The organism is Reichenbachiella ulvae (assembly GCF_025833875.1).
In the GTDB taxonomy this organism is placed as follows: domain Bacteria; phylum Bacteroidota; class Bacteroidia; order Cytophagales; family Cyclobacteriaceae; genus Reichenbachiella; species Reichenbachiella ulvae.
On record NZ_JAOYOD010000001.1, the window covers coordinates 1,518,620 to 1,541,848 of the forward strand.

Genomic DNA, 23,229 nt, shown 5'->3' on the forward strand with positions numbered 1-23,229 from the left:
ACTTTCATTAGTTTCAAGGTTTTTTAATGACTGTGCGAAATTTACTCCTTTATACTAGCCTTCTCTTTCTTCCATTAATTTCCTGGTCTCAAGACCGATGTGGGACTGTCCCATTCAACGAGACTCGTTTTGGTGATACAGAGCAAACCCACTTTGAAGAATGGATGCAAAACAAAATCCGTGAGAAAAGAACCTTGCGTATGGGAGCGCAAAAAGCCGATGAGGTTTATACCATTCCCGTCGTGGTTCATATCATTCACAAGGGGGAGGCAGAAGGCATGCAATCCAATATTCCTCTGGAGCAGATTGAATCTCAGATTCAAACCCTCAACGAAGATTTCAGGCGGTTAAATGCAGATGCTAGCAATACTCCCTTAGAATTCGAACCGGTAGCCGCTGATATACAGATAGAATTCGAACTAGCCAAAAGAGACCCAGAAGGTCTGCCTACTAATGGTATTAACCGTGTAAAAGGAAGCCAAAACACCTACTCTATTTCTGAAATAGAAACACTTTCCTCGGAAAGCTATTGGAGTTCAGATGAGTATTTCAACATCTGGGTCGCTGCCCTGAGTGCCGATTATATAGGCTATGCCATGTTACCCATGTCCAATCTGAATGGACTGGAAATTGAAAGAAACATCGACCCTACGATCGATGGCATTTTCATCGACTATAGATACTTCGGGACTGGCTACAATGCTGATGACTTTTCGAAAGGACGAACTGTAACACACGAGGCAGGTCACTGGCTAGGTCTTCGACACATATGGGGAGATAGTCCAAGCTGTAGCCAGGATGATTATTGTGATGATACACCTGAACAAAGCGGTAGTACAGATTTTGATTTAACTTGCGATGAAGCCTCTATGTCAATTTCTTGTGGATCGGTCGATATGGTTCAAAACTATATGGACTATACTGCTGATGCCTGCATGAACCTTTTCACCCAGGATCAAAGAAATCGGATGAGGGTAGTTCTAGAAAATAGCCCGCGACGAAAAAGCTTACTCAATAGCCCTGCCAAATTAGAACCCATTCAAGTCGCCAATGATTTAGGAATTTTTGAGGTAGTTAGTCCGCTTCAAGCGAATTGTGAGAACACATTTATCCCTGAAATTGTGGTAAGGAATTATGGCACCAACAGCATCAGTGATTTTGAAGTGGCATTGTATATAGATGATGTTGAGGTAGAGCAGTTTAATACAGTTACAAATCTGGACCTTCTCGAGACTACAACAGTCACGTTTTCCGAGTCCATTTCTAATTTAAAATCAAGTAAATACAGTTTCATTATTGAGAGTGTCAACAACACAACTGATGGAAACCCTGAAAACAACATTAAAGATGTGTTTGCTTATTTCCCTGAAACAGAAACCTTGCCTCAGGCAGAGGACTTTTCTAATAGTACAACACCCCAAAACTCTACTTACTTCATTGATGAGAGTTCTAGTTGGACCTATGCAGTTGCACCTGATGCTGATGCTAATAATGAAGCCGCTGTTCTCAACTATGCCACTGCCCCTTCTTCTGATTATGGCAATGCTGATTATTTGATTAGCAATAGTATGAGCATGATTGGTATAGCATCTCTTGATCTGAATTTTAAATATGCCTACGCTTCAAATTCCACGAGCAAATCCGACGGTTTAGAGGTTCGGATTTCTACTGATTGTGGGGAAACCTTTCCTATCGAAAATTCAGTCTTCTTGAGATGGGCACCTAATCTTGGTACAACCTCTGTATCGGACGCATCATTCATTCCTAGCGGAGCTGGTGATTGGGAAGAAGTATCTATCAATTTGAGTCCCTTTGTCAATGCAGAATCTTTAACAATCGCCTTCATTGGCTACAACGGAAACGGTAACAATATATACCTGGACGATATTCTACTTTACTCTAGCATAACTAACAATTATGATGTTCTCATTGAGGATGTAAATCAAGTCCCGGTGGTTAGTTGTATAGACCAATTCACTGCTGACATAGTGGTTAGAAATAATGGTTTTATGGACTTGAACTCCTTTCGTCTGCAAGCTAACATCGACGATCAAAGCTATGATCAGATTTTTGATACGGGAATCAATTTGATTCCTGGCGAAACCACTTCTATCTCACTAAGTTTTTCTGGCATTAGTGAAGGAGAAAAAGTTTTATCAGTAACTGTCTCTGAACCCAATGGAGAAATCGATGACAACCCAGAAAACAACTACGCCAATCCACGGTTCACCATTAATGAAAGTGAAGAAGATATCCCAATTAAGATAGACTTCTTAGAACAAGCTGCATTCAGCAATTGGGAATACTACAGCCAGGATGCCTTTCAGTTTTGGGAGATATATGTAGATGACAGGGACTACATGAATCGATCTTTGTTTTACAACGCATTCACTAACATCAACCTTGGGATAGAAAACTTATACGTAAGCCCAGTTCTCAATCTAAGGGGACTCAATGAGGCCTCCTTACAATTCGACTACTCCTACGCATATAGAGACGGGAGAAATGACAGACTGCAAGTGCTTCTTTCCAGAAATTGTGGAAGATCCTTTGATGAAGTCTTGTTCGATCAAAATGGAATTGGATTAGCCGTAGAAGAAACAAGCTCAGAATGGTACCCAACGGAAGAAAGTCAATGGAAAACAGCTAAAATCGACTTGAGTGAATATGCGGGCAGGTCGGATATTCGGGTGGCATTCGCTTTCACCAACCAAAATGGCAACAACCTATTTATAGATAATATCGAGTTTTTTGATTTGGCAGAACCTATTGAAATCCCTGATCTAGAAGAAAAAATACGAACCTTCCCTAACCCAGCCGAAGATCAGTTTACAGTCAAACTAAACCTAAAGGTTAAACAACAAGCCCGAATCAGACTGGTAAGTCTTAGAGGAGAAGTCATACTGGACATGCCCGTAAACAATGCCCTGAATCAAGAAATACTAATAAGGAACATAGAAGCAAGCCCCGGCATCTACATCCTCCAATTTCTTGGTGATACTGATCAGATCAGCAAACGAATCATGATTACTAGATAGACGTTCTAAGTTGAGACAGCTTTTGATGTCTATCTATCGCAAGGTCGATGAGCTCAGAAATCAAATCTGTATAGGCGATTCCACTGGCCTCCCATAGTTTCGGGTACATACTGATTTTGGTAAAACCTGGGATGGTATTGATTTCATTGACCAATATTTCACCCTCCTTAGTCAAAAACACATCTACACGAGAAAAACCTTCGCATTCTAAGACCTGAAAGGTTTTGATAGCGATCTCTTGTATATTCTTGATTTGATCTTCTGTAATTTTCGCCGGGATATTGATAGTGTAGCCCTTATCATCCAGATATTTAGCTTCGTAGGAGTAAAAGTTATGACTGAATGAAATCTCGCCTGGAATGGAGGCTTTTGGTTCCTCATTTCCTAATATGGCACATTCTATCTCTCTCCCATCGATGAACTCTTCTATTACAATTTTCCTGTCATAGGCAAACGCTTCATCCAAAGCCTTTTGATAAGTCCCCTCATCATCAACTCTATTGATCCCCACAGAGGAACCCAGGTTAGCAGGCTTCACAAACAAAGGCAACCCAAGTTCAGCAGTGATTGCTTCAAAGGTTGGGCGCTCTTCATGAGAGCGCAGAGCCACGTACTTCCCAATTGGCAATCCCGCATCACGCAGCAATCTCTTCATCACATCCTTGTCCATACCTACAGCAGAACCCAGAACATCGCCTCCCACGAATGGCACATCCGCCAATTTCAACAAGCCCTGTACTGCTCCATCCTCGCCCATCGGACCATGCAGTATGGGGAATACCACATCAATTTTTTCAGAGAAAGCACTATTGTTTAGAGAATTTAGTTGGCCTGCACTCTGCGGCACCAGAGACACATGATCAGCATCTCCTTTTAGCGTCAGATTTTCTCCTTCGCCCAGAATCAAATCAGCCGCTTCATCAAAAAGCCACTTCCCTTCTTTGCTTATTCCTATCAAAACGGGATTAAAACGCGTTTTATCAAGTGCGTCTATCACATTTTTAGCAGAGCGAAGTGAGATTTCATGTTCGGCAGACTTGCCTCCAAATAAGATTCCAACGTTAATTTTATCCTGTGCCATAGGCGGCAAATCTATATTCTTTTTGTTAGTTATTTTACATGGCAATTAAGATAATAAAGCTTCTTCCCTCAGTTTAGCCGGTACTTTCTTTTACTTTTGGTGGTTACTGATTTTGGATTAAAGCGTTAAGAAATATTAATTCGCTATGAAATATTTCCCATCCATCCGAAATAGATATTAATTTGCCCCTGAACTAACATCAGGAATCAATCACCCTGTCAATGGAAGAAATCGTAGAAAAGAAAAAGACCAGCAGAAACCAGTTCCTCATTCATCTGGGACTAGCGATCGTCACGATCATCTTTTTGGTATATGCTACCTTCAACATATATTTCCCTTATATCACCAATCATGGAGAGAGCCTAACCGTTCCTAACCTGGAAGGCAAACAGCTGGAGGATTTGGAGGAGTTTTTAGAAGACCGTGACCTACGATATGAAGTGGAACCAGACTCTGGCTATTCTGCCAAATACCCTCCGCTAGCGGTACTGAAGCAATTCCCTCTACCCAATGCCAAGGTGAAAGAAAACAGAAAGATCTATGTGACGCTAAATGCAGTAAACCCTCCTATGGTCAAGTTGCCATCACTGAAAGGCAGGTCTCTCAAAAATGCACAGCTAGAACTACGTAGCTTGGGTCTAGCCATGGGAGAAATTAGATACAAGCCAGATTTTGCGCTAAATACGATTTTGGCTCAGTATCATGAAGGCGATTTGATCAAAGAAGGAGACGAAATAGCCAAAGGCTCGACCATTGATTTCGAAGTGGGTGATGGATTAGGCAATCAGAATTTCCAGATGCTCAATCTTAAGAATTTGAGTTTGGATGAGGCCATCTTCGTGATGCGAGGATATGGATTAAAAGTTGGCGATATTTACTATGAAAAAGAAGGCTATATCGTAACAGAAAAGGAAAAGCCTGATGGAGAAATCATCACCAAAAAAGAAAAAGTGATGGGTGGTTTGGTATTCAAGCAAAACCCAAATTCAGAATCCAGCGCAAGAATTGGTCAGTCAGTGGATCTATGGGTAGTTGAAATTGACTCTGCAAAGATTAAAAACATCCCAAGTCTGGATGTAGTAGATGAGGAACAGTAGGTTTATGAGATTGAAGGTTTGGTTAACTATAATTTTCGTGACTCTGGTAGGAATTCAAGCTACCCGGGCACAAATAATAGTCAAACCCATCTCTCCCGTTTCATATTCTAATTCATCACAAATTCAGGGAAGAACATTGGCTCAATTGGCCGACACGACGGTTCTTCCTTTTTGGGATGATTTTTCTACTTCCTCAATAGCACCCAACCCAGCTAAATGGAATCTTTCGGATGGAGTTTATGTCAATGGCAACATGGCTCAAAATCCTCCTAGTTTCAATGTGATCAGTTTTGATGGATTGGATAGCAATGGCACACCATATGATAGTGAATCAACCATTCGTCTGCTTGATATTTTAGAATCTCAAGCCATAGATTTGAGTCAAATTCCTTCTGGTGAAACTGCCGTTTTCAGTTTCTACTTCCAAAGGACAGGGTATGGAGAAAAGCCTGAAGCCAAAGACTCTCTGAGGGTCCTTTTGAAGAGTATAAATGATGAATGGGTAAGAAACGACGACCTGGTACTAACAGGTACAGGATCCAGAGACATAGAGCCTTTTCAAAGGATCAATTTCCCTATCACCCACCCTGACTTGCTTCACGAAGGCTTTCAACTACGATTCGAAAACTATGGCAACCCAACTGGTGGCTTTGACACCTGGCATCTGGACTATATCCTGGTGGACACATATGATTTGAACATTACTGATTGGGAATCCATAACAGACCATGCGATTTCCAGACAACCTACCTCCATTTTCAAGAGATACACCAACATTCCCTTTGATCAATTTTTCAGCTATTCTGATAGTATTTTTACCAACCCAGAATTCGTTTTATATTCTCTTTTCTCTGGTCAAAACAATGTTACTTATCTATTATCTGTAACAGACACATTAATGAATTCGCAGTTATTTGAAGTTCCTCAAAACCCAAACCAGTTGCCTTTGGAAGGAATTAATGATTACAAATCATACTCTATCAAAGGACTAAATATGGGATTATTTTCAGGTTTAGAGAATAGGGATTCTTTGTTCTTAGAGTCAAAAATCTCCTATTTATCAAGTAATAACCAACCACCATACCTAATTAATGACACGTCACGAATGTATCTTAATATCCACGAAACCCTCTCCTACGACGATGGCTCAGCAGAGTATGCAGGTGGACTTAATCAAAGCGGCGGAGAAATTGCCATCCAGTACACCTTACCAACCCAAGACACCCTGACACACGTTGACATTTACTTCCCTCGGTTCCTTCCGGTACCAACAAATAAAACTTTGGATTTGATCATCTATGATAATCTATCAGGTGAAACAGGATCTACACTTAGGCGAACAGAAATATTCATGTCTTCGAGCGATGCGATCAATAGATTCACAAGGTATGAACTCAGTCGACCTGTTGTTCTTCCTCAGGGAGACTTTTTCATTTCTTTAAAACAAGCCACCAATGACTACATTCCTTATGGGTTAGATAAGAATACTAATAACTGGGACCGCATATTTTTCAAGCCTGATGAAACATGGATACAAAATACAGCGGAACAAGTTTCTGGCTCATTTATGATCCGCGCGATTTTTGCAGACAATGATTATGAAGTGCTAGCTTCCAGCTCACTTGATGAGTCAATTCACATTTATCCAAATCCTGCCAATCAAATCATTAACATCAAAGGGGATTTTGATCACCTTCTATTGATAGACTTATCGGGTCAAATATTGATAGAAAGTACCGATTCCCAAATCAACGTGAGTCAACTAAGGAACGGCATTTATCTTCTTAAGATCAACAGCAAAGGGAAAGTGATCACCCAAAAATTGGTGATCAATCATTGATCAGGACAATCGATTTTTAAAGTCCTCGTAACCAAACTCTCGCCAAAGCTCAAAGCTCCCATCTAATTGGATGACACCTATGCCTGGATGACCGATCCCATTGAAAGTTGAGGTCTTCACCATCGTATAATGCATCATATCCAGAAAGGTAATTGAGTCGCCCGGTTTCAGTTCTTGATCAAACCCATAAGACTCCATAAAATCACCAGCAAGGCAGCTTACACCTCCCATGCGGTAAGCAATCTGCCCTTCTTCTAACTTCTCATTTCCCTCTTCGATTTTGGGTCTATAGGGCATCTCCAGGCAATCTGGCATGTGACAAGTAAAGGAAGCATCAATGATTGCCGTCTTTTGTCCTTTGCGATCTACCACGTCCAGAACTGTCGTTTTCAGATAACCCGTTTGCCAGGCAAAGGCACTACCTGGTTCCAGAATGATATGAAGATCATGTTTCTCTTTAAAGGCCTTTAATACTTGAATCAGGTGCTCGACATCATAACCACTTCGAGTCATCAAATGTCCCCCTCCCAGGTTCAACCATTTGATTTGTGGGAGCCATTGCCCAAACTTCTCTTCTATGGCCTTCAGCACTTCTTCTAAGGCATAAGAATCACTCTCACAAAGCACATGCGAGTGAAACCCTTCTACGCCATCAGGCAAGCCCTCCTTTAGCTCTTCGACTCCCACCCCAAGTCTTGAGTGCGGAGACGCTGGATTGTATAAGGCAGTTTCTACATCTGACTGTTCAGGGTTGATCCTAAGGCCCACAGACACACCCTGCTTTGCCACTTGATCTTTGTACTTTGATAATTGGCTTAGTGAGTTGAAAGTAAGATGAGAGGAGCCTGCAATGATCTGGTTCAGTTCACCCTCCTTATAAGCCACACAGTAGGTATGAGCTTTTGCATTCATGTGCTCATTACAGAGCTGAAGTTCGTGTAAGGAACTCGCTGTAGCCCCATGAATGTATTCTCTGATAATCGGAAAGGCCTTCCACATGGCGAACCCTTTGAAGGCGAGAATAATCTCTGCGCCTGATTCGCGGCTTACCTTAGAGATCAATTCCAGATTTTGGCGAAGCTTGGCCTCCTCCAGGACAAAACATGGAGAAGGCATATTTGTTTTTTCACTCATTAATTCAATTCCAAATCAATGTCATGTTGCTCAACCCATGGCAGCCCTTGAGTCATCAATTGCTCCATGAATGGGTCTGGATTGAACTCTTCCACATTGAATACGCCAGCACCAGTCCATTTCTTTGTTAATAGCATCATAGCACCAATCATAGCTGGTACACCCGTCGTATAAGAAACACCCTGTGCGCCCGTTTCGTCAAATGCATCCTGATGTTTGCAGTTGTTGTAGACATAATAGGTTTTTTCCTTTCCGTCTTTCAACCCTTTGATTCTACAACCAATAGAGGTTTCACCCACGTAGTTGTCCCCCAGACTTCCTGGGTCTGGCAATACAGCCTTCAAAAACTGCAAAGGAACGATCTGCTTACCCTCAAAATCAATCGGCTCGATACTCGCCATACCAATGTTTTGAATTACTCTTAAATGAGTCAGGTATTCATCACCAAAAGTCATCCAGAAACGCGCTCTTTTCAAGGATGGGAAATTTTTCACCAAAGACTCTAGTTCTTCGTGATAGATCACATAACTCGCTCTGGCTCCAATATTAGGATAGTTAAGATCCTTTCTTATTTCGTGTGGCGCAGTTTCTACCCAATCACCATTTTCCCAGTAGCGCCCCTTTTGAGTTACTTCTCTTATGTTGATTTCTGGATTGAAATTGGTCGCAAATGCTTTACCATGATCTCCTCCATTGCAATCCACGATATCCAAATAGTGAATCTCATCAAAGTGATGCTTAGCTGCATAAGCAGTATAAATACTAGTTACTCCAGGATCAAACCCACAACCCAAAACAGCAGTCAATCCAGCTTCTTTGAATTTGTCTTGATAGGCCCATTGCCAGCTATATTCAAATTTCGCCTCGTCCAGCGGCTCATAGTTGGCGGTGTCTAAATAATGAACACCCGTTTCTAAACAGGCATCCATGATGGTAAGATCCTGATAAGGCAACGCTACATTGATGACCATCTCTGGTTTCACTTTGTTGATCAAGGCAACAAGTTCTGGAACATTGTCCGCATCCACTTGAGCGGTAGTCATTTCAAATCCCAACTGGTCTTTGATATCCTTAGCGATAACATCACATTTGGACTGGGTACGACTCGCGAGACAAATCTCAGAAAACACTTCGTTGTTTTGTGCACATTTGTAAGCCACCACTCGGCCTACACCTCCTGCACCTATGATTAATACTTTGGACATTTTGGTTATTTAATTTTAAACAAAGCTACTGAATGGATGTCTTGAATAACAAAACTCAAATCTTTTTTATTTCACATGACTACCAACTATTGAATGTTGTCTAGGATTTAGTTAACTTAAACTAATAATCAAGATCTTAATCTGGAAAACTATGTACAAACACTCATTCTTCGCAACCCTTCTTGTATGTATCACCTTGTTTTTTTCTTGTTCCAGCCAAAGAGACTTTGTCATCGAATCGGATTATAGCTACAACGGTCGATTCAAAAAATACAAAACCTTTGACTTCATTGCCATGTCAGAAAATGACTCATTGGTACACAAGCAATTAATTGAAGAAACCATCGCGTCTAGAATGCACGCCCAAGGCTATCGCTACAGCACTGACAAACCTGATCTGCTTATAACCTATAAGATCTTCGTTGAGAATTTTGATATGAAAGGTTACTCACAACCCAGTTTTGATAGATGGGTAGCAGAGAACTGGAGTGAAAAACTACTGGTAGATGACAAATTGGTCAATGATGGTTCCGCAGACATCACAGCTGAATACAACGATCAAAAATTCGCTATGTATGATGGTACTATGTTGGTTTCCTTTTTTGACAGAAAAAGAAGAAGAACAGTATGGCAAGGCTATGCGTCAGGAGTTTTTGCTCAGGGCGATGACACTTCTGAAAGAAGCGTAAAGATTGCAACCGCTAAGATATTCAGAGAATTTAGAATTGTAGCTAATGGCTACATAATCAAAAAAGACGTTTAATTTCTGTCCATAAACGCAATAAAAAAAGCCTCCAGAACTGGAGGCTTTTTTATTTCAGTATCTGAGCACTATGCTCTTTGGTTTTCACCTTTGAGATAATCTCTTCTATCTTCCCATTTTCATCGATTACAAATGTAGTTCGAAAAGTTCCCATGTACTTTCTACCATACATCTGCTTTTCTCCCCATGTTCCGAACATTTCATGAACCTTCTTATCTGTATCTGCGATCAGGTCAAATGGCAATTCATACTTATCAATAAACTTCTGATGTGATTTTTCACTATCAGTACTCACTCCCAAGACCTCATAGCCCTGATCTAACAACGCCTTATAATTATCCCTGAGATCACAGGACTCTGCTGTGCAGCCCGGTGTGTTATCCTTTGGGTAAAAATACAAAACCAGCTTTTTCCCAGCGAAATCTGAAAGTTTAACGGTCTCTCCTTTTTGGTTTACTCCTTCGAATTGGGGAGCATCTGCTCCTACTTCTAAACTCATATTAAAATCCTCTTGAAATGATGGTACTTAATTCTTCAGCATTCAACAACTTGATTTTGTTGTGCTGAATTTCTATTAATCCCTCGTTCTTAAAGTCCGACAATGTACGAATCACAGACTCAGGTGAGGTCCCTACAATATTAGACAAATCCTCCCTCGAGATAGAAAAAGACACGGTTTGTTCCCCAAAATTCTTCTTAACCGACAAAAGTGCTTCTGCCACTCTCTGCCTTACAGAATTGTAAGCGAGATGCAGCATCTTCTCTTCTATCTCTTTGATGTTATTAGACAAGATCTTGATAAAACTACTTGCAACCGAACGGTCCTTGTAAATCAATTGAAGAAAATCATCTTTTGGAATAAAATAAGCTTCGACATCTTCTATCGACATAGCACCTTCGCTATGGTCAGATTGGGTAATCAAATCGTTGAACCCTAAAAAGGATTCTGGACCAAACAATCCAGTAATCAACTCCTTTCCATCCGAGTTGGTTTTATAGGTCTTTACCTTTCCTGATTTGATATAGATCAAATGGTTAGGGTAGTCACCTTGATGATAAAGATTCATTTTCTTCTTATAAGCACGGATCTTCTTCTCTTTCGAAAGCTCTTTCAAACTCTCTACCTGTTTGGCATCATTGAAGAAATCATCCAGCCCAGAAACGCTGGTCTCATAGTCTTTTTGAATCTGACGACTCCTATTGATTCTGGCCTCCACAGCATCCAGCAACTCAATATCGTCATATGGTTTGGTCAAATAGTCATCAGCTCCCAGATTCATCCCCTTTCTCATATCAGCTTTTTCTGCTTTGGCTGTTAGGAAGATGAATGGAATGTGGGAAGTTTCCGGATTCTTCATCACTATATGAAGCACTCCATACCCATCCAATCCTGGCATCATGATATCACAGATGATCAGATCAGGGATATCCTTTCTCAAGGCCTCAATTCCTTCTTTCCCATTGCATGCTGTCCCGACTTCATAACCGGCCAGTTCTAGTATTTCCGCTGTATTCTCACGGACGCTATCATTGTCTTCGATCAATAATATTTTTTGCATCGACTATTTGTTAAGTATGATTGTAAATGTAGACCCTTTACCTTCTACACTTTCGAAGGTGATATCTCCATCTAATAATTCAAGATATTTTTTCACAATATTTAATCCAAGACCTGTTCCTTGAATATGGTGGGAATTGTGAGCCCTAAAAAACTTGTCAAACAAATGTTTTTGATCTCCTTCAGGAATCCCCATTCCCTGATCCTTAATGGCGAGGTATATTTTCTCACCATTATGAGATACGTTCATTTGAATTTCCGATCCGATATCAGAATACTTGATGGCATTAGACATCAAGTTGGTGATAATTTGTTTGAGTAACTGTGGATCACTTTTGATCATGACCTCACTATCAGGTAACTGAGATTTTATGGTTTGACCATCTTTGGTTATTGTTTCTAAATCAGAAACCATCTCCTTCAGATATTCATTCAGAGCCAACTCTTTGATTTCAACATGCATTTTCCCAGCATCGATTTTCTCAAGAGAAAGAAACTCATTCAGAATACTGGTCAACTCAGACACATTGGTTTTAATCCTCTTGATGTGCTTATCTCTCTTCTCCTGGTCTTCAGTATTGGTATAGCGGGCGATTAAAGAAGCCGAAGACAAAATGGTACTTAATGGCGTTCTGAACTCATGAGAGGCCATAGATACAAAACGGCTCTTCATTTCGTTCAACTCCTTTTCTTTATTCAATGCCTTTTTGGCTTCATTTTCCGCTTTGATCCTTTCTATGATCTCAGCCTCAAGGTGAATGTTCGTCTTTTTCAGATCTGTCACTACATCCGCCAGTTCCTTGGTACGTTCATCTACGCGTTGTTCCAACTCAGCTGCATATTGGATCAATTGCTCCTCACTTTTCTTCAGATCCATCTCTACTTTCTTCCTTATAGAGATATCTATTATATGAGCAATGACTGCTTCTTCTCCATTGATATCGGCTGGATTCAGGCTAATTTCAACAGGAAAAGTAGTACCATCTTTTCGCAAGGCTATCAGATCACGCCCTACTCCCATTTGCTTGGTCACGGGGTGTTTGGTATACTCAGATCTCACCTCATGATGATATCCACGCTTGTTGATAGGTACAAACTCTTCTACCTTCATACCAAGCATCTCATCCACGCCATAGCCAAACAAATCCTCGCACTGAGGATTCGCCAATACGACCTTGCCGTGCTGAACTAGTATTATTCCTTCTACACAGGAATAAAATATCTCTCTGTAGGCATCTGCTTTATTTTCCACTATATCAAAATTATCCTTGACAAATCTAAAGAAATGCACTTTGGGTCAAATGATTTTTATCATTATTTCCAATGATGGGAGTCCTTAGCCAACAGAATACGGCCATCTATCTTTGAACTATAATAAATACTAGACTCATGAAACCGAACTTGCTTAACATATTGGTGCCCACGGATTTTTCGGAAGCTTCGAAAACTGCTGTGCGTTTGGCCATCAAATGGTCAGCCGATCTAAAGGCTAAAGTAACCATCGTACATGCCTATAGACTGATAAAAGACAACCAAGGTTCTCAAAATCTGGACCCGCGAGAACTCAAAGCACAAGTTGAATCAAGATGCAGACAAAAATTTGAAGTACTGCAACAAGAAATTGACTTTTCAAAGGCCTATGAATATAGCTTCAGGTTAGAACTGGGCTTCATCAATAATAGCATCAAAAATCTTTCAAAAGAATATAAACCTAGTCTGGTATTATATGGCACCAAACCTGAAAGAATGCCTCATAGCTATGACAACTTGCTTAAGATCGTAAAAGACAATTCAACAACCATAGCTTTGGTAAACGAGGCATACAATTCTGAAGAGGCCGAAACAATGGGTTGTTTAGAAAAAAGAAGCATCTTTTGCACTAATACCAAGTTCATAGATAACCCTGAACATCAAACACGTAAAATAGAACGTGCCCATAACAATCTACTATTTATACATTCAGAAATGCAGTCACCAAAAGAAATCATCGAACATTTTCAACCTGTGTTTGCATAATCGTTAATTTTATCTGAATAGAAAAGTAATATCAATTAATGGAATTACTCGAAGAGGTAAAGTGTTACCACTGTGGGGAGGATTGTGAAGATTCTCAGCATATCAGTGAAGAAAAATCCTTTTGCTGTTTAGGCTGCAAAACAGTCTATGAACTGCTACAGGAAAACGATCTCTGCGAGTATTACGACTTCCAGTCTACTCCAGGCAATACGCTTCAGAATTTCTACGCCAACAAATACAACTTTCTGGAAAATGAAGAAATTGTTAGTAAACTCCTAGATTTTGAATCTCCCGAATTTCATAAAATCACCCTGGATATTCCTTCCATCCATTGCAGCTCCTGCATTTGGTTGTTGGAAAACCTACAACGCTTCGATTCGGGCATCATCCAATCCAGAATTCAGTTTAGCGCTAAAAAATTATCATTAGACTATCGTCCTGCAGAAACACAACTCAAATCCATAGTTGAACTACTCTGCCAACTCGGCTATGAACCTGAGATCACACTAGACACACAGCAATCAAAGGACAAAAGCTGGAACAGAGAAAGAATAATCAAACTGGGAATAGCCGGTTTTGTCTTTGGCAATACCATGCTATTTTCCTTCCCTGAGTATCTGGGAATTTCGCTGGAATCCGAATTTGTAGAGTACTTTGGATATCTCAATCTGATATTATCCTTACCAGTGTTGTTCTATTGTGCGCAGGAGTTTTTCATCTCCGCCTACAAAGGACTTAGAAAGAAACTACTCAATATTGACTTTCCTATCGCCATAGGTATATTGGCACTGTTCATTCGCAGCAGCATAGAGGTATTGACACAAACGGGGGCTGGGTATTTCGACTCCATGTCTGCCTTGGTATTTCTGTTACTCATCGGACGATGGTTTCAGGACAAAACTTACCGAGAACTATCCTTCGAACGAAACTATAAATCCTACTTCCCTCTAGCTGTCTATCAAATCAAGAATGGAGTAAAAAAGAGCACGCTTGTTGAAGAACTAGAAGCTGGAGACAAGATTGAAATCAGAAATGAAGAAATCGTACCTTGCGATGCGATCTTGAACTCCCCCGTAGCATCTATTGACTATAGCTTTGTCACTGGTGAATCGAAAGCGGTGGAAGTAAAGGAAGGCGAAAAAGTTTTTGCTGGTGGACGGGTCAAGGGAACAGCCGTCACGCTCAACATCATCCAAGCCGTATCCAATAGCTACCTGACTCAGCTCTGGAACAATGAAGTCTTCTCAAAACCAAGAATTGAAAGTCAGCAGCAGCTGATCAATAAGGTCAGTACCTACTTTACTCCTACTATTTTGGCCATAGCCATCGTAGCTGCCTCAGTTTGGTTTTACATAGATGCAGATAAGGCCTGGAACGTCTTCTCGTCTGTTCTAATAATAGCTTGCCCCTGTGCGCTGGCATTGGCCTCCCCCTTTACCCTCGGGGCATTACTCAATGTACTTTCGAGCAAAAAATTTTACATCAAGAACACGGATATACTAGAAAAAATCTGGTCTACCCAGCATCTCGTATTTGATAAAACCGGTACCATCACCCAAAGTAAAAATCATGCGGTAGAATATCATGGTATAGCACTAGATGAAAAAGAAAAGCTAGCCTTAGCTTCCCTTTGCCATCAATCTACTCACCCAATGAGTCAAGCAGTATACGATCATTTGAATTCTGGAGAATTAGTTGATATAGCCAATTTTAAAGAACTGAAAGGCAAGGGCTTAACAGGAACCAATGCGAGCATCAATATAAAACTAGGTTCGGGAAAATTTGTAGGAAAAGAATCAGAAGGCAAATTGAACGGATCAGCTGTTCATCTTCAGATCAATGGCAGCTATAAAGGACATTTCCTCATCAGGAGTGGCTACCGTAAGGGACTAGATCAAGCGATTGGCAAGCTAAAAAAACGCTTTGCCTTCACCCTCCTATCTGGCGACAATGATGCAGAGAGAAGTAGACTGTTGAAAATATTTCCAGCTGAAACGAAAATGCACTTCCATCAATCCCCCATGGACAAACTTGAGGAAATCCGTTCGATCGAAGCAAACACACCAAGCATCATGATAGGCGATGGCCTAAACGACGCAGGCGCGCTCAAAGCCAGCAGCGTGGGCATCTCCATCTCGGACAACCTATCTAGTTTTACCCCTGCCAGCGACGCGATCTTACTAGGCACCAAACTATCTAAACTGCCAGAGTACTTTGACATCATCTTCAGATCCAAAACCATTATCATCACAGCATTTATCATTTCCTTTTTGTACAATGCTGTCGGCTTAGCCTTTGCTGTTATGGGCTGGGTCACCCCTGTATTTGCCGCTCTACTGATGCCGATCAGTAGTATCTCTGTCGTATTATTTGTTACCTTAGCGGTACGCTGGAGCGCACGAAATCTATCATGAAAATCATCATCTTACTCATATTAATTAGCCTGATCGTTGCATTAGTATTCCTATGGCTATTTGTCTGGTCTGTTAAATCAGGTCAGTACGAGGACACAGACTCCCCTGCCATCCGCATGCTCATGGATGAGAAAAAAAAGAGTGGAAAGTGAAAAGTTGATATGGGTTACACAGCACTTTTAACTTCATTCTTCTCAGCCCCACTGACTGATTTAGATCATTGTTTGGACTGATGGAGTCCTGACGGATTTTTGTTATCATGCTATTGATTTGTAGCATGAACGAATCACTCATTAGAAAATACAACGTACCTGGACCCAGGTACACCAGCTACCCTACGGTTCCCGAATGGACGGCCGACCCTTTGGACATCGAACTGTGGAAAGAAAAACTCAAAGCTTGTTTTAAAACCACCAATCAATCGGAAGGCATTAGTTTATATCTCCACCTACCCTATTGCGAAAGCCTATGTACCTACTGCGGTTGTAACACACGGATCACTATCAACCACAAGGTAGAGCTGCCCTACATCGATACGCTATTAGCCGAATGGCAGCTCTACCTGGAGACTTTTGATGAAAAGCCGATGATCGCCGAAATCCATCTCGGGGGCGGTACTCCGACTTTTTTTAGTCCAGAAAATCTAAAAAAACTCATAGATGGAATTACACAAAAAGCCATCATCAAAGAAGAGGCAGCTTTCAGTTTTGAGGCACACCCCAATAGTACCAGTGAGGCACATTTGCAAACCTTATATGATCTGGGATTTAGAAGGCTGAGTCTGGGTATTCAGGATTTCGACCTAAAGGTGCAGAAAATCGTAAACCGGGTACAAACTTTCGAAACTGTAGAAAAAGTGGTCAATCAGGCCAGAACCATAGGCTATACCTCTATCAACTTTGACCTGATCTACGGCCTACCACTGCAAACCAAAGAAACCATCAGAGATACCTTTGAAAAAGTATCGCTACTCAAACCAGATCGTATCGCCTACTACAGCTATGCACACGTACCCTGGGTCAAACCTGGTCAGCGTAGCTTCACCGAAGCAGACCTCCCCAGCAATGAAGAAAAGAGAGCCCTTTACGAACTTGGCAAAGCCATCTTGTCCAAATTGGAATATCAGGAGATCGGAATGGATCATTTTTCGCTGCCTAGTGACGAACTGTATATCGCTAGCCAGAAAGGTACACTGCATCGCAACTTCATGGGTTACACCACAGAGAGCAGCACATTGGTGATCGGCTTAGGTGCTTCGTCTATTGGAGATACCGGAGATAGCTATGCTCAAAATGTAAAGAAAGTAGAAGAATACAAGGCACTGGTAGTACAGGGCCAGTTTCCGCTTTACAGAGGGCACTTTCTCACCGAAGAAGAAAAGGCTATCCGAACACACATAGCACAAATCATGTGTCAGTTCGAAACACATCAATCAGAAGGTCTATTAAAAAGCACTTTCATAGATGCACTGCCCAAACTGTCTGAATTCGAAAAAGACAACTTGATTAAGGTCCAAAAAGATCACGTTCAGGTACTGGAAGCAGGCAAACCATTTGTCAGAAACATCAGCATGGCATTCGACAGCCACTACTGGAAACAGCACTCTGACAAACCGCTTTTTAGCTCTACGATATAAATATGATCAGAATCATAGCAATTCATGAGTGGAATCTTTTTGATTCTCTTATGGATTGAAGACCTTTATTAAGAATCAGATAGACAACACATCAATTGTTCAATACAAAACCTAAAAAAATGAAAAAGATAGTCGTCCCTTACGATTTCAGTCACTTTGCGGATTCCGCATTGAAATTTGCACTGGAGCTGAACAATGTAACCGACAGTGAGGTGACATTGTTGCATATCATAGAGTACCCATTGGCTACTACATTTAATGTTACAGGAGAGATTGCTCCTTATGATGATATGGACAAACTTTTTACTCTTGAATTGATCAAGAAAGCAAAAAAAGATCTTGAAAATATGATCAACAAAGCTGAATACAGCAACCATAATCTTCATTATAAAGTGATGATGGGCAATGTCTATGATGGTATTACCAGTCACATAGATGAGGTCGAGCCAGATCTGATCGTAATGGGAACCAAGGGAGCTACTGGGCTGAAAGAAATATTAGTAGGGTCTAATGCCGAGAAAGTGGTGAGAACAGCTAAATGCCCGGTGATCACCGTTCACACTGATCAGGAAGTAAATGCAATCAGAAACATTGTATTTCCTACCGATCTCGACATCACCGCAGGTCATGTTGTAGAAAAATTCAAAGAATTTCAGCAGCTTTTCAATGCCAAAATACATCTGGTATATGTAGAAACTCCTCATTCTGCCATATCCGATGGGATGGCCATTGAAGCGATGGAAAGACTGGCTGAGGAATATAAATTAAACAACTATCAAATCCATACTACTAAAGGATTTCAAACAGATGAAGCTGTTTTGAATTTTGCTCAAGACATCAAAGCTGATATGATCGCACTGGCCACACACAGTTACAAGGGACTATTACACCTCTTTGTAGGTAGTGTGGCAGAAGATATTGTTAACCACAGCAATATCCCCGTTTGGACCATGAGTCAAAAACATGTACCCAAACACGCATAGAAACAGAAATTGATTAAAACCAAACACCGACAAAATGAAAAAAATACTAGTCCCCATGGATTTCTCTCAATGTGCTATCAACGCTATGAGAGTGGCAAAGGAGTTGGCTAAAAAACTCCATTGCCCAATAGAGTTAGTAACCTCCATTCATATGCCTCACTTGCATGCACAGACCGTAGGAGCAGACTCTGTAGTTCAACCTATTCTATCAGAATATTCTCATCAAATTGATGAAAACTACAGAGACTTATACGAAAGAGAGGGCTTGAATGAAATTGAGTTTGAAACTAAAAAATTCAATAGCTCAGTTCAGAATGCGATCTATAGTTGCATCGAGCAGGGCGATGTGGGACTAGTCGTAAGTGGCACGAAAGAGAATCATGACATCCTTGAGAAAATTTTGGGAGGTCACACAGTTGACTTTATCAGTATATCTAAAGTTCCTGTACTTGTCATTCCAGAAAAGGTGAATCACCTAGAGGTGAGAAAAATTGGGTTGGCACTTAACCTGGAAGAAGAGGTCCAATTGGACAAGCTTGAACTGGTGAGGGAGTTTGCCAAACTATTTGAAGCTGAAATCAACATCATGTTCATAGGCGCAGAGAGCGAAAAACGCTACATCTACGATGACAACAAAGTGAAACTTGCCGAGTTTTTCGGCGATATCAACAACAACTTTGTGAATGTAAAAGAACATATGGATAAATCCGGAAAGAAAATTCTGGAGTTAGTAGACGAATTGCAATTAGACATGCTCTATATGCATCCAAAACATCACAAATTATTGGATCGCATATTCAGACCTAGTCTCACAAAGCAAATTGCTATGGAAGTGGATATCCCATTGTTATCTGTACATGAATAAGCCATAACCCCAAAAATCATGACTGAGACCACAATTACCGTAATAGCAGCAGCTTTGGTTATTTGGTCCCTTATATCAGTAGCCAAAAGTGCTATGCGCAAAAACAGAAAATTGCTTTGGTTCGCCATAGTAATTCTGTTGCCCATAATTGGGCCATTGGTTTATTTCTTCTTTGAAATTCAAAAAGATTCAGAATAATTAATAATTGCTTAACACATTCCATTCTAAATGAAGCTTTTAATTGAGCCTCATTTTTTTTATATTCAATACAAATTCTGGGACATGATAAATATCACCTCCCCCCTACGAGTTTATCATTCTAATCAACATTCACCTATGCTACTTTAGCAACCATTCTAAAACTCATTTCTAACATATGGAACTTGAAAAATTTAGTTACGACAATAAGATCGTAAAGTACTTCACCATTGCGTCGATAATCTTTGGTGTTGTTGCCATGCTAGCGGGATTGACAGCCGCTATTCAATTATTTTATCCAGTTTTCAACTTTGACCTGCAATACACCACCTTTGGTAGGGTTCGCCCCCTTCATACCAATGCGGTGATTTTTGCTTTTGTGGGGAATGCCATGTTTGCCGGCACCTACTATGCTTTGCAGCGTCTATTGAAAGCCCGCTTGTTTAGCGATACGCTGTCCTGGATTCACTTCTGGGGTTGGCAATTGATCATCTTATCTGCAGCCATTTCCTTGCCTTTGGGTTATACCACCAGTAAGGAATATGCTGAGCTAGAATGGCCAATTGATATTGCCATCGCGCTCGTTTGGGTGGTATTCGGTATCAATATGATCGGTACGATACTCAAAAGACGTGAGCGTCACATGTATGTGGCGGTCTGGTTCTTCATTGCCACATTCGTAACTGTAGCAGTCTTACATATCGTCAACTCCATAGAGTTACCAGTTAGTGCTATGAAAAGCTATTCCTGGTATGCTGGTGTTCAGGATGCATTGGTTCAGTGGTGGTACGGCCACAATGCGGTTGCATTCTTCCTCACTACTCCATTTTTGGGATTGATGTATTACTTCCTGCCAAAAGCAGCGAACAGACCCGTATACTCCTATCGACTATCGATCATTCACTTCTGGTCACTGATTTTCATTTATATATGGGCAGGTCCACACCACTTGCTTTACACTTCATTGCCTGACTGGGCACAATCTCTCGGTACTGTATTCTCTATCATGCTGATCGCTCCATCATGGGGTGGTATGCTCAATGGGTTGTTAACCCTTCGTGGTGCGTGGGACAGAGTTCGTGAGGAGCCCGTATTGAAATTTATGGTAGTGGCTGTAACCGCATACGGTATGGCTACACTAGAAGGACCACTATTGTCACTTAAGAATGTAAACGCCATAGCGCACTATACCGACTGGATCGTAGCACACGTTCACGTAGGTGGTCTGGGATGGAATGGATTCTTAATCTTTGGTATCTTCTACTGGTTATTCCCAAAAATGTGGGACACCAAATTGTTCTCAACCAAACTAGCCAATGTTCACTTCTGGATCGGTACACTAGGTATCATCTTCTATGCACTGCCTATGTATGTAGCTGGTGTGGTTCAGAGTTTGATGTGGAAACAATTCGATGCTGAAGGCTTTTTGGTATACAAAAACTTCCTGGAAACAGTAATCGAAATCGTACCACTCTACATGTTCAGAGCTGTAGGTGGTAGTATGTATTTGATTGGTGTATTCATCATGATCTACAACCTGATCAAAACTGCAAAATCAGGATCATTCATCGCTAATGAAGCGGCAGAAGCACCTGCACTAGAAAAGAAAAAAATCGTAGGCGGCCACTGGCACTCAGTTTGGGAAAGAAAACCTGTTTTCTTTACTGCACTGACATTGGTAGCCATTCTGATCGGAGGTGTCATCGAAATGGTGCCAACATTCCTGATCGAATCCAATATACCTACTATTGCTTCTGTGAAACCCTATACGCCGCTGGAGCTGCAAGGTAGAGACATATACATCCGAGAAGGCTGTAACAACTGTCACTCACAGATGGTAAGACCTTTCCGCTCGGAAACTGAGCGCTATGGGGAATACTCTAAGGCTGGAGAATTTGTATATGACCACCCATTCCTATGGGGGTCTAAAAGAACAGGTCCAGACTTGGCTCGCGAAGGAGTAGGAAAACTGAAGAAATCAGACACCTGGCATTTCAATCACTTGTTACAGCCAGATGCAGTATCAGCTGGATCTATTATGCCTGCTTATCCCTGGTTATTTGAGCAAGCGATAGATACTGAGTCCACAGCAGACAAGATTTCAGCTATGAGGACACTGGGAGTCCCATACGAAGAAGGCTTTGAAAGCATTGCCAATGACGAATTGCAAAAGCAAGCGCAGACCATAGTGGCCAACTTGAAGGCCGATGGTATAGAAATGACCGGTGAGGAAGAAATCATAGCATTGATTGCTTACTTGCAGCGTTTAGGAACAGATATTAGTGTAAAAGAATAAAGGAAGAGCCATGTTTAAATATTATTTCGAACAGATACACAATGTGGAAATTTGGCCGATAATTTCCCTTAGCATTTTCTTCGTCTTTTTCATTGGCCTCATTTGGTGGGTTGTGAAAGCAGATCGCAAATACATAGACGAAATGAAAAACTTACCTATTGACGAACTTTGAACTACAAGTAAGATGAAAATATTTAATTCTATATATATAAAATCCTTGCTGGCCTTTGTGCTGCTGATCACGGGCACTTTGCCCTCTCAGGCACAAGATACTGGCATGAGCATATCCTCGGATGACGTTACGCTAATAGCCCTCGGACTGATACTACTGATCGTAATATTAGTCTTGGTTGTAGCTATTTTCCTTCTGAAACTCATTCAGACACTACTCGACAAAGAGTTGGAAGCCAAAGGCATAATCCCCGAGGCTGAGCCAAGCTGGTGGCAAAAGCTGGACAGAAATCTGACCAATGCTGTTCCACTAGAAGAGGAAGAAAGTATCGAGTTGGATCACGACTATGATGGTATCAAAGAATTGGATAACCACCTCCCACCCTGGTGGAAATGGTTGTTCTATCTCAGTATCGTTTTTGCCGTGTATTACATGATCGATTACCACGTGCTTGAATCCAGCCCTTTATCAGCAGAAGAATATGAAATCGCTATGAAGGAAGCCGAAGAAGCCAAAGCTTCATCAGCTGGTGAAGAAGAGTCCATCGACGAATCTAACATTGTTTTCAACGATGACCCTGAGCTTCTAGCCAAAGGAAAGACAATCTATGTACGAAACTGTGTAGCTTGTCACAAAGAAAATGGTGAAGGAGGAATAGGTCCTAACCTGGCAGACAAATATTGGCTGCACGGCGGTAGTATTCAAGACACCTACAATACAATCTCGAATGGTGTGGTAGAAAAGGGCATGATCGCCTGGAAAGAGGTACTTTCTCCTTCCAATATCAATGCCGTTAACTCCTACATCTATACACTGAGAGGCACTAACCCTGCCAATCCAAAGGCTCCACAAGGAGAAGTGTATGAAGCTGAAACAAAAAACACTGAAGAATCCGAAAGCGTAGAAAGCGATAGCACAGCATTAGCTGAATAG

At 41.1% G+C, this 23,229-nt stretch carries 19 protein-coding genes; 13 read left to right on the forward strand and 6 right to left on the reverse strand.

Features of this window, described 5'->3' with window-relative positions:
* Positions 1-32: 32 nt before the first annotated feature.
* Positions 33-3,038, forward strand: a complete 3,006-nt coding sequence (locus tag N7U62_RS06155) for a T9SS-dependent choice-of-anchor J family protein (RefSeq protein ID WP_264137023.1) — start codon at positions 33-35, stop codon at positions 3,036-3,038.
* Here the strand turns inward: N7U62_RS06155 and ddlA are convergent.
* On the reverse strand, positions 3,031-4,119 hold the full coding sequence (ddlA, locus tag N7U62_RS06160; protein WP_264137024.1) for a D-alanine--D-alanine ligase: 1,089 nt from the start codon (positions 4,117-4,119) through the stop codon (positions 3,031-3,033). The two genes, N7U62_RS06155 and ddlA, sit on opposite strands and share 8 nt — an antisense overlap.
* Before the next feature lie 221 nt (positions 4,120-4,340).
* Between ddlA and N7U62_RS06165 the strand changes: the two genes are divergently transcribed.
* Together N7U62_RS06165 and N7U62_RS06170 are read left to right on the forward strand one after the other, a co-directional pair.
* A complete protein-coding gene (locus N7U62_RS06165; protein WP_264137025.1) occupies positions 4,341-5,216 on the forward strand; it encodes a PASTA domain-containing protein in 876 nt (291 codons plus the stop codon).
* A gap of 4 nt (positions 5,217-5,220) precedes the next feature.
* A complete protein-coding gene (locus N7U62_RS06170) occupies positions 5,221-7,056 on the forward strand; it encodes a T9SS type A sorting domain-containing protein (RefSeq protein ID WP_264137026.1) in 1,836 nt (611 codons plus the stop codon).
* Here N7U62_RS06170 and nspC read toward each other — a convergent pair whose 3' ends face one another.
* Together nspC and N7U62_RS06180 are read right to left on the reverse strand one after the other, a co-directional pair.
* A complete protein-coding gene (gene nspC / locus N7U62_RS06175; RefSeq protein WP_264137027.1) occupies positions 7,057-8,190 on the reverse strand; it encodes a carboxynorspermidine decarboxylase in 1,134 nt (377 codons plus the stop codon).
* Positions 8,190-9,395, reverse strand: a complete 1,206-nt coding sequence (locus N7U62_RS06180; RefSeq protein WP_264137028.1) for a saccharopine dehydrogenase family protein — start codon at positions 9,393-9,395, stop codon at positions 8,190-8,192. The genes nspC and N7U62_RS06180 overlap by 1 nt, the downstream gene beginning before the upstream one ends.
* A 151-nt stretch (positions 9,396-9,546) precedes the next feature.
* On the opposite strand from N7U62_RS06180, the gene N7U62_RS06185 reads away from it, so the two are divergent.
* The gene (locus N7U62_RS06185; RefSeq protein ID WP_264137029.1) at positions 9,547-10,158 is read left to right on the forward strand and encodes a DUF4136 domain-containing protein; all 612 of its coding nucleotides are present in this window, start codon (positions 9,547-9,549) and stop codon (positions 10,156-10,158) included.
* A gap of 49 nt (positions 10,159-10,207) precedes the next feature.
* Here N7U62_RS06185 and bcp read toward each other — a convergent pair whose 3' ends face one another.
* The 3 genes from bcp to N7U62_RS06200 are packed head-to-tail and all read right to left on the reverse strand — an operon-like array spanning position 10,208 to position 12,968.
* Positions 10,208-10,657, reverse strand: a complete 450-nt coding sequence (gene bcp, locus N7U62_RS06190) for a thioredoxin-dependent thiol peroxidase (RefSeq protein WP_264137030.1) — start codon at positions 10,655-10,657, stop codon at positions 10,208-10,210.
* Between the two features lies 1 nt (position 10,658).
* Positions 10,659-11,717: a response regulator gene (locus N7U62_RS06195; RefSeq protein WP_264137031.1), complete on the reverse strand. Its 1,059-nt coding sequence runs from the start codon at positions 11,715-11,717 to the stop codon at positions 10,659-10,661.
* 3 nt (positions 11,718-11,720) lie between these two features.
* Positions 11,721-12,968, reverse strand: coding sequence for a PAS domain-containing sensor histidine kinase (locus tag N7U62_RS06200; RefSeq protein WP_264137032.1), 1,248 nt, complete (start codon positions 12,966-12,968; stop codon positions 11,721-11,723).
* A 137-nt stretch (positions 12,969-13,105) separates the two neighbouring features.
* Here N7U62_RS06200 and N7U62_RS06205 point away from each other — a divergent pair, with 137 nt between their 5' ends.
* From N7U62_RS06205 to N7U62_RS06250, 9 genes are all read left to right on the forward strand, one after another.
* Entirely contained in the window at positions 13,106-13,732 is a 627-nt protein-coding gene (locus tag N7U62_RS06205) for a universal stress protein (RefSeq protein WP_264137033.1), read from the forward strand.
* Positions 13,733-13,770: 38 nt separating this feature from the next.
* Positions 13,771-16,146 carry a heavy metal translocating P-type ATPase gene (locus N7U62_RS06210; RefSeq protein ID WP_264137034.1) on the forward strand — a complete coding sequence of 792 codons (2,376 nt, stop codon included), beginning with the start codon at positions 13,771-13,773 and terminating at the stop codon, positions 16,144-16,146.
* Positions 16,143-16,298 (forward strand): cbb3-type cytochrome oxidase assembly protein CcoS, encoded by a 156-nt coding sequence (gene ccoS / locus N7U62_RS06215; protein ID WP_264137035.1) that lies wholly within the window; start codon positions 16,143-16,145, stop codon positions 16,296-16,298. Before N7U62_RS06210 ends, ccoS begins: the two co-directional genes overlap by 4 nt.
* Before the next feature lie 125 nt (positions 16,299-16,423).
* Complete coding sequence (gene hemN, locus N7U62_RS06220; RefSeq protein WP_264137036.1) at positions 16,424-17,782, forward strand: oxygen-independent coproporphyrinogen III oxidase; 1,359 nt, start codon at positions 16,424-16,426, stop codon at positions 17,780-17,782.
* Between the two features lie 119 nt (positions 17,783-17,901).
* Positions 17,902-18,765 (forward strand): universal stress protein, encoded by an 864-nt coding sequence (locus tag N7U62_RS06225; protein WP_264137037.1) that lies wholly within the window; start codon positions 17,902-17,904, stop codon positions 18,763-18,765.
* Positions 18,766-18,799: 34 nt separating this feature from the next.
* Complete coding sequence (locus tag N7U62_RS06230; RefSeq protein WP_264137038.1) at positions 18,800-19,630, forward strand: universal stress protein; 831 nt, start codon at positions 18,800-18,802, stop codon at positions 19,628-19,630.
* Between the two features lie 18 nt (positions 19,631-19,648).
* Positions 19,649-19,828, forward strand: coding sequence for a PLD nuclease N-terminal domain-containing protein (locus tag N7U62_RS06235; protein WP_264137039.1), 180 nt, complete (start codon positions 19,649-19,651; stop codon positions 19,826-19,828).
* Between the two features lie 178 nt (positions 19,829-20,006).
* Complete coding sequence (gene ccoN, locus N7U62_RS06240) at positions 20,007-22,124, forward strand: cytochrome-c oxidase, cbb3-type subunit I (protein WP_264137040.1); 2,118 nt, start codon at positions 20,007-20,009, stop codon at positions 22,122-22,124.
* Positions 22,125-22,308: 184 nt separating this feature from the next.
* Positions 22,309-23,229 (forward strand): cbb3-type cytochrome c oxidase N-terminal domain-containing protein, encoded by a 921-nt coding sequence (locus tag N7U62_RS06250; RefSeq protein ID WP_264137042.1) that lies wholly within the window; start codon positions 22,309-22,311, stop codon positions 23,227-23,229.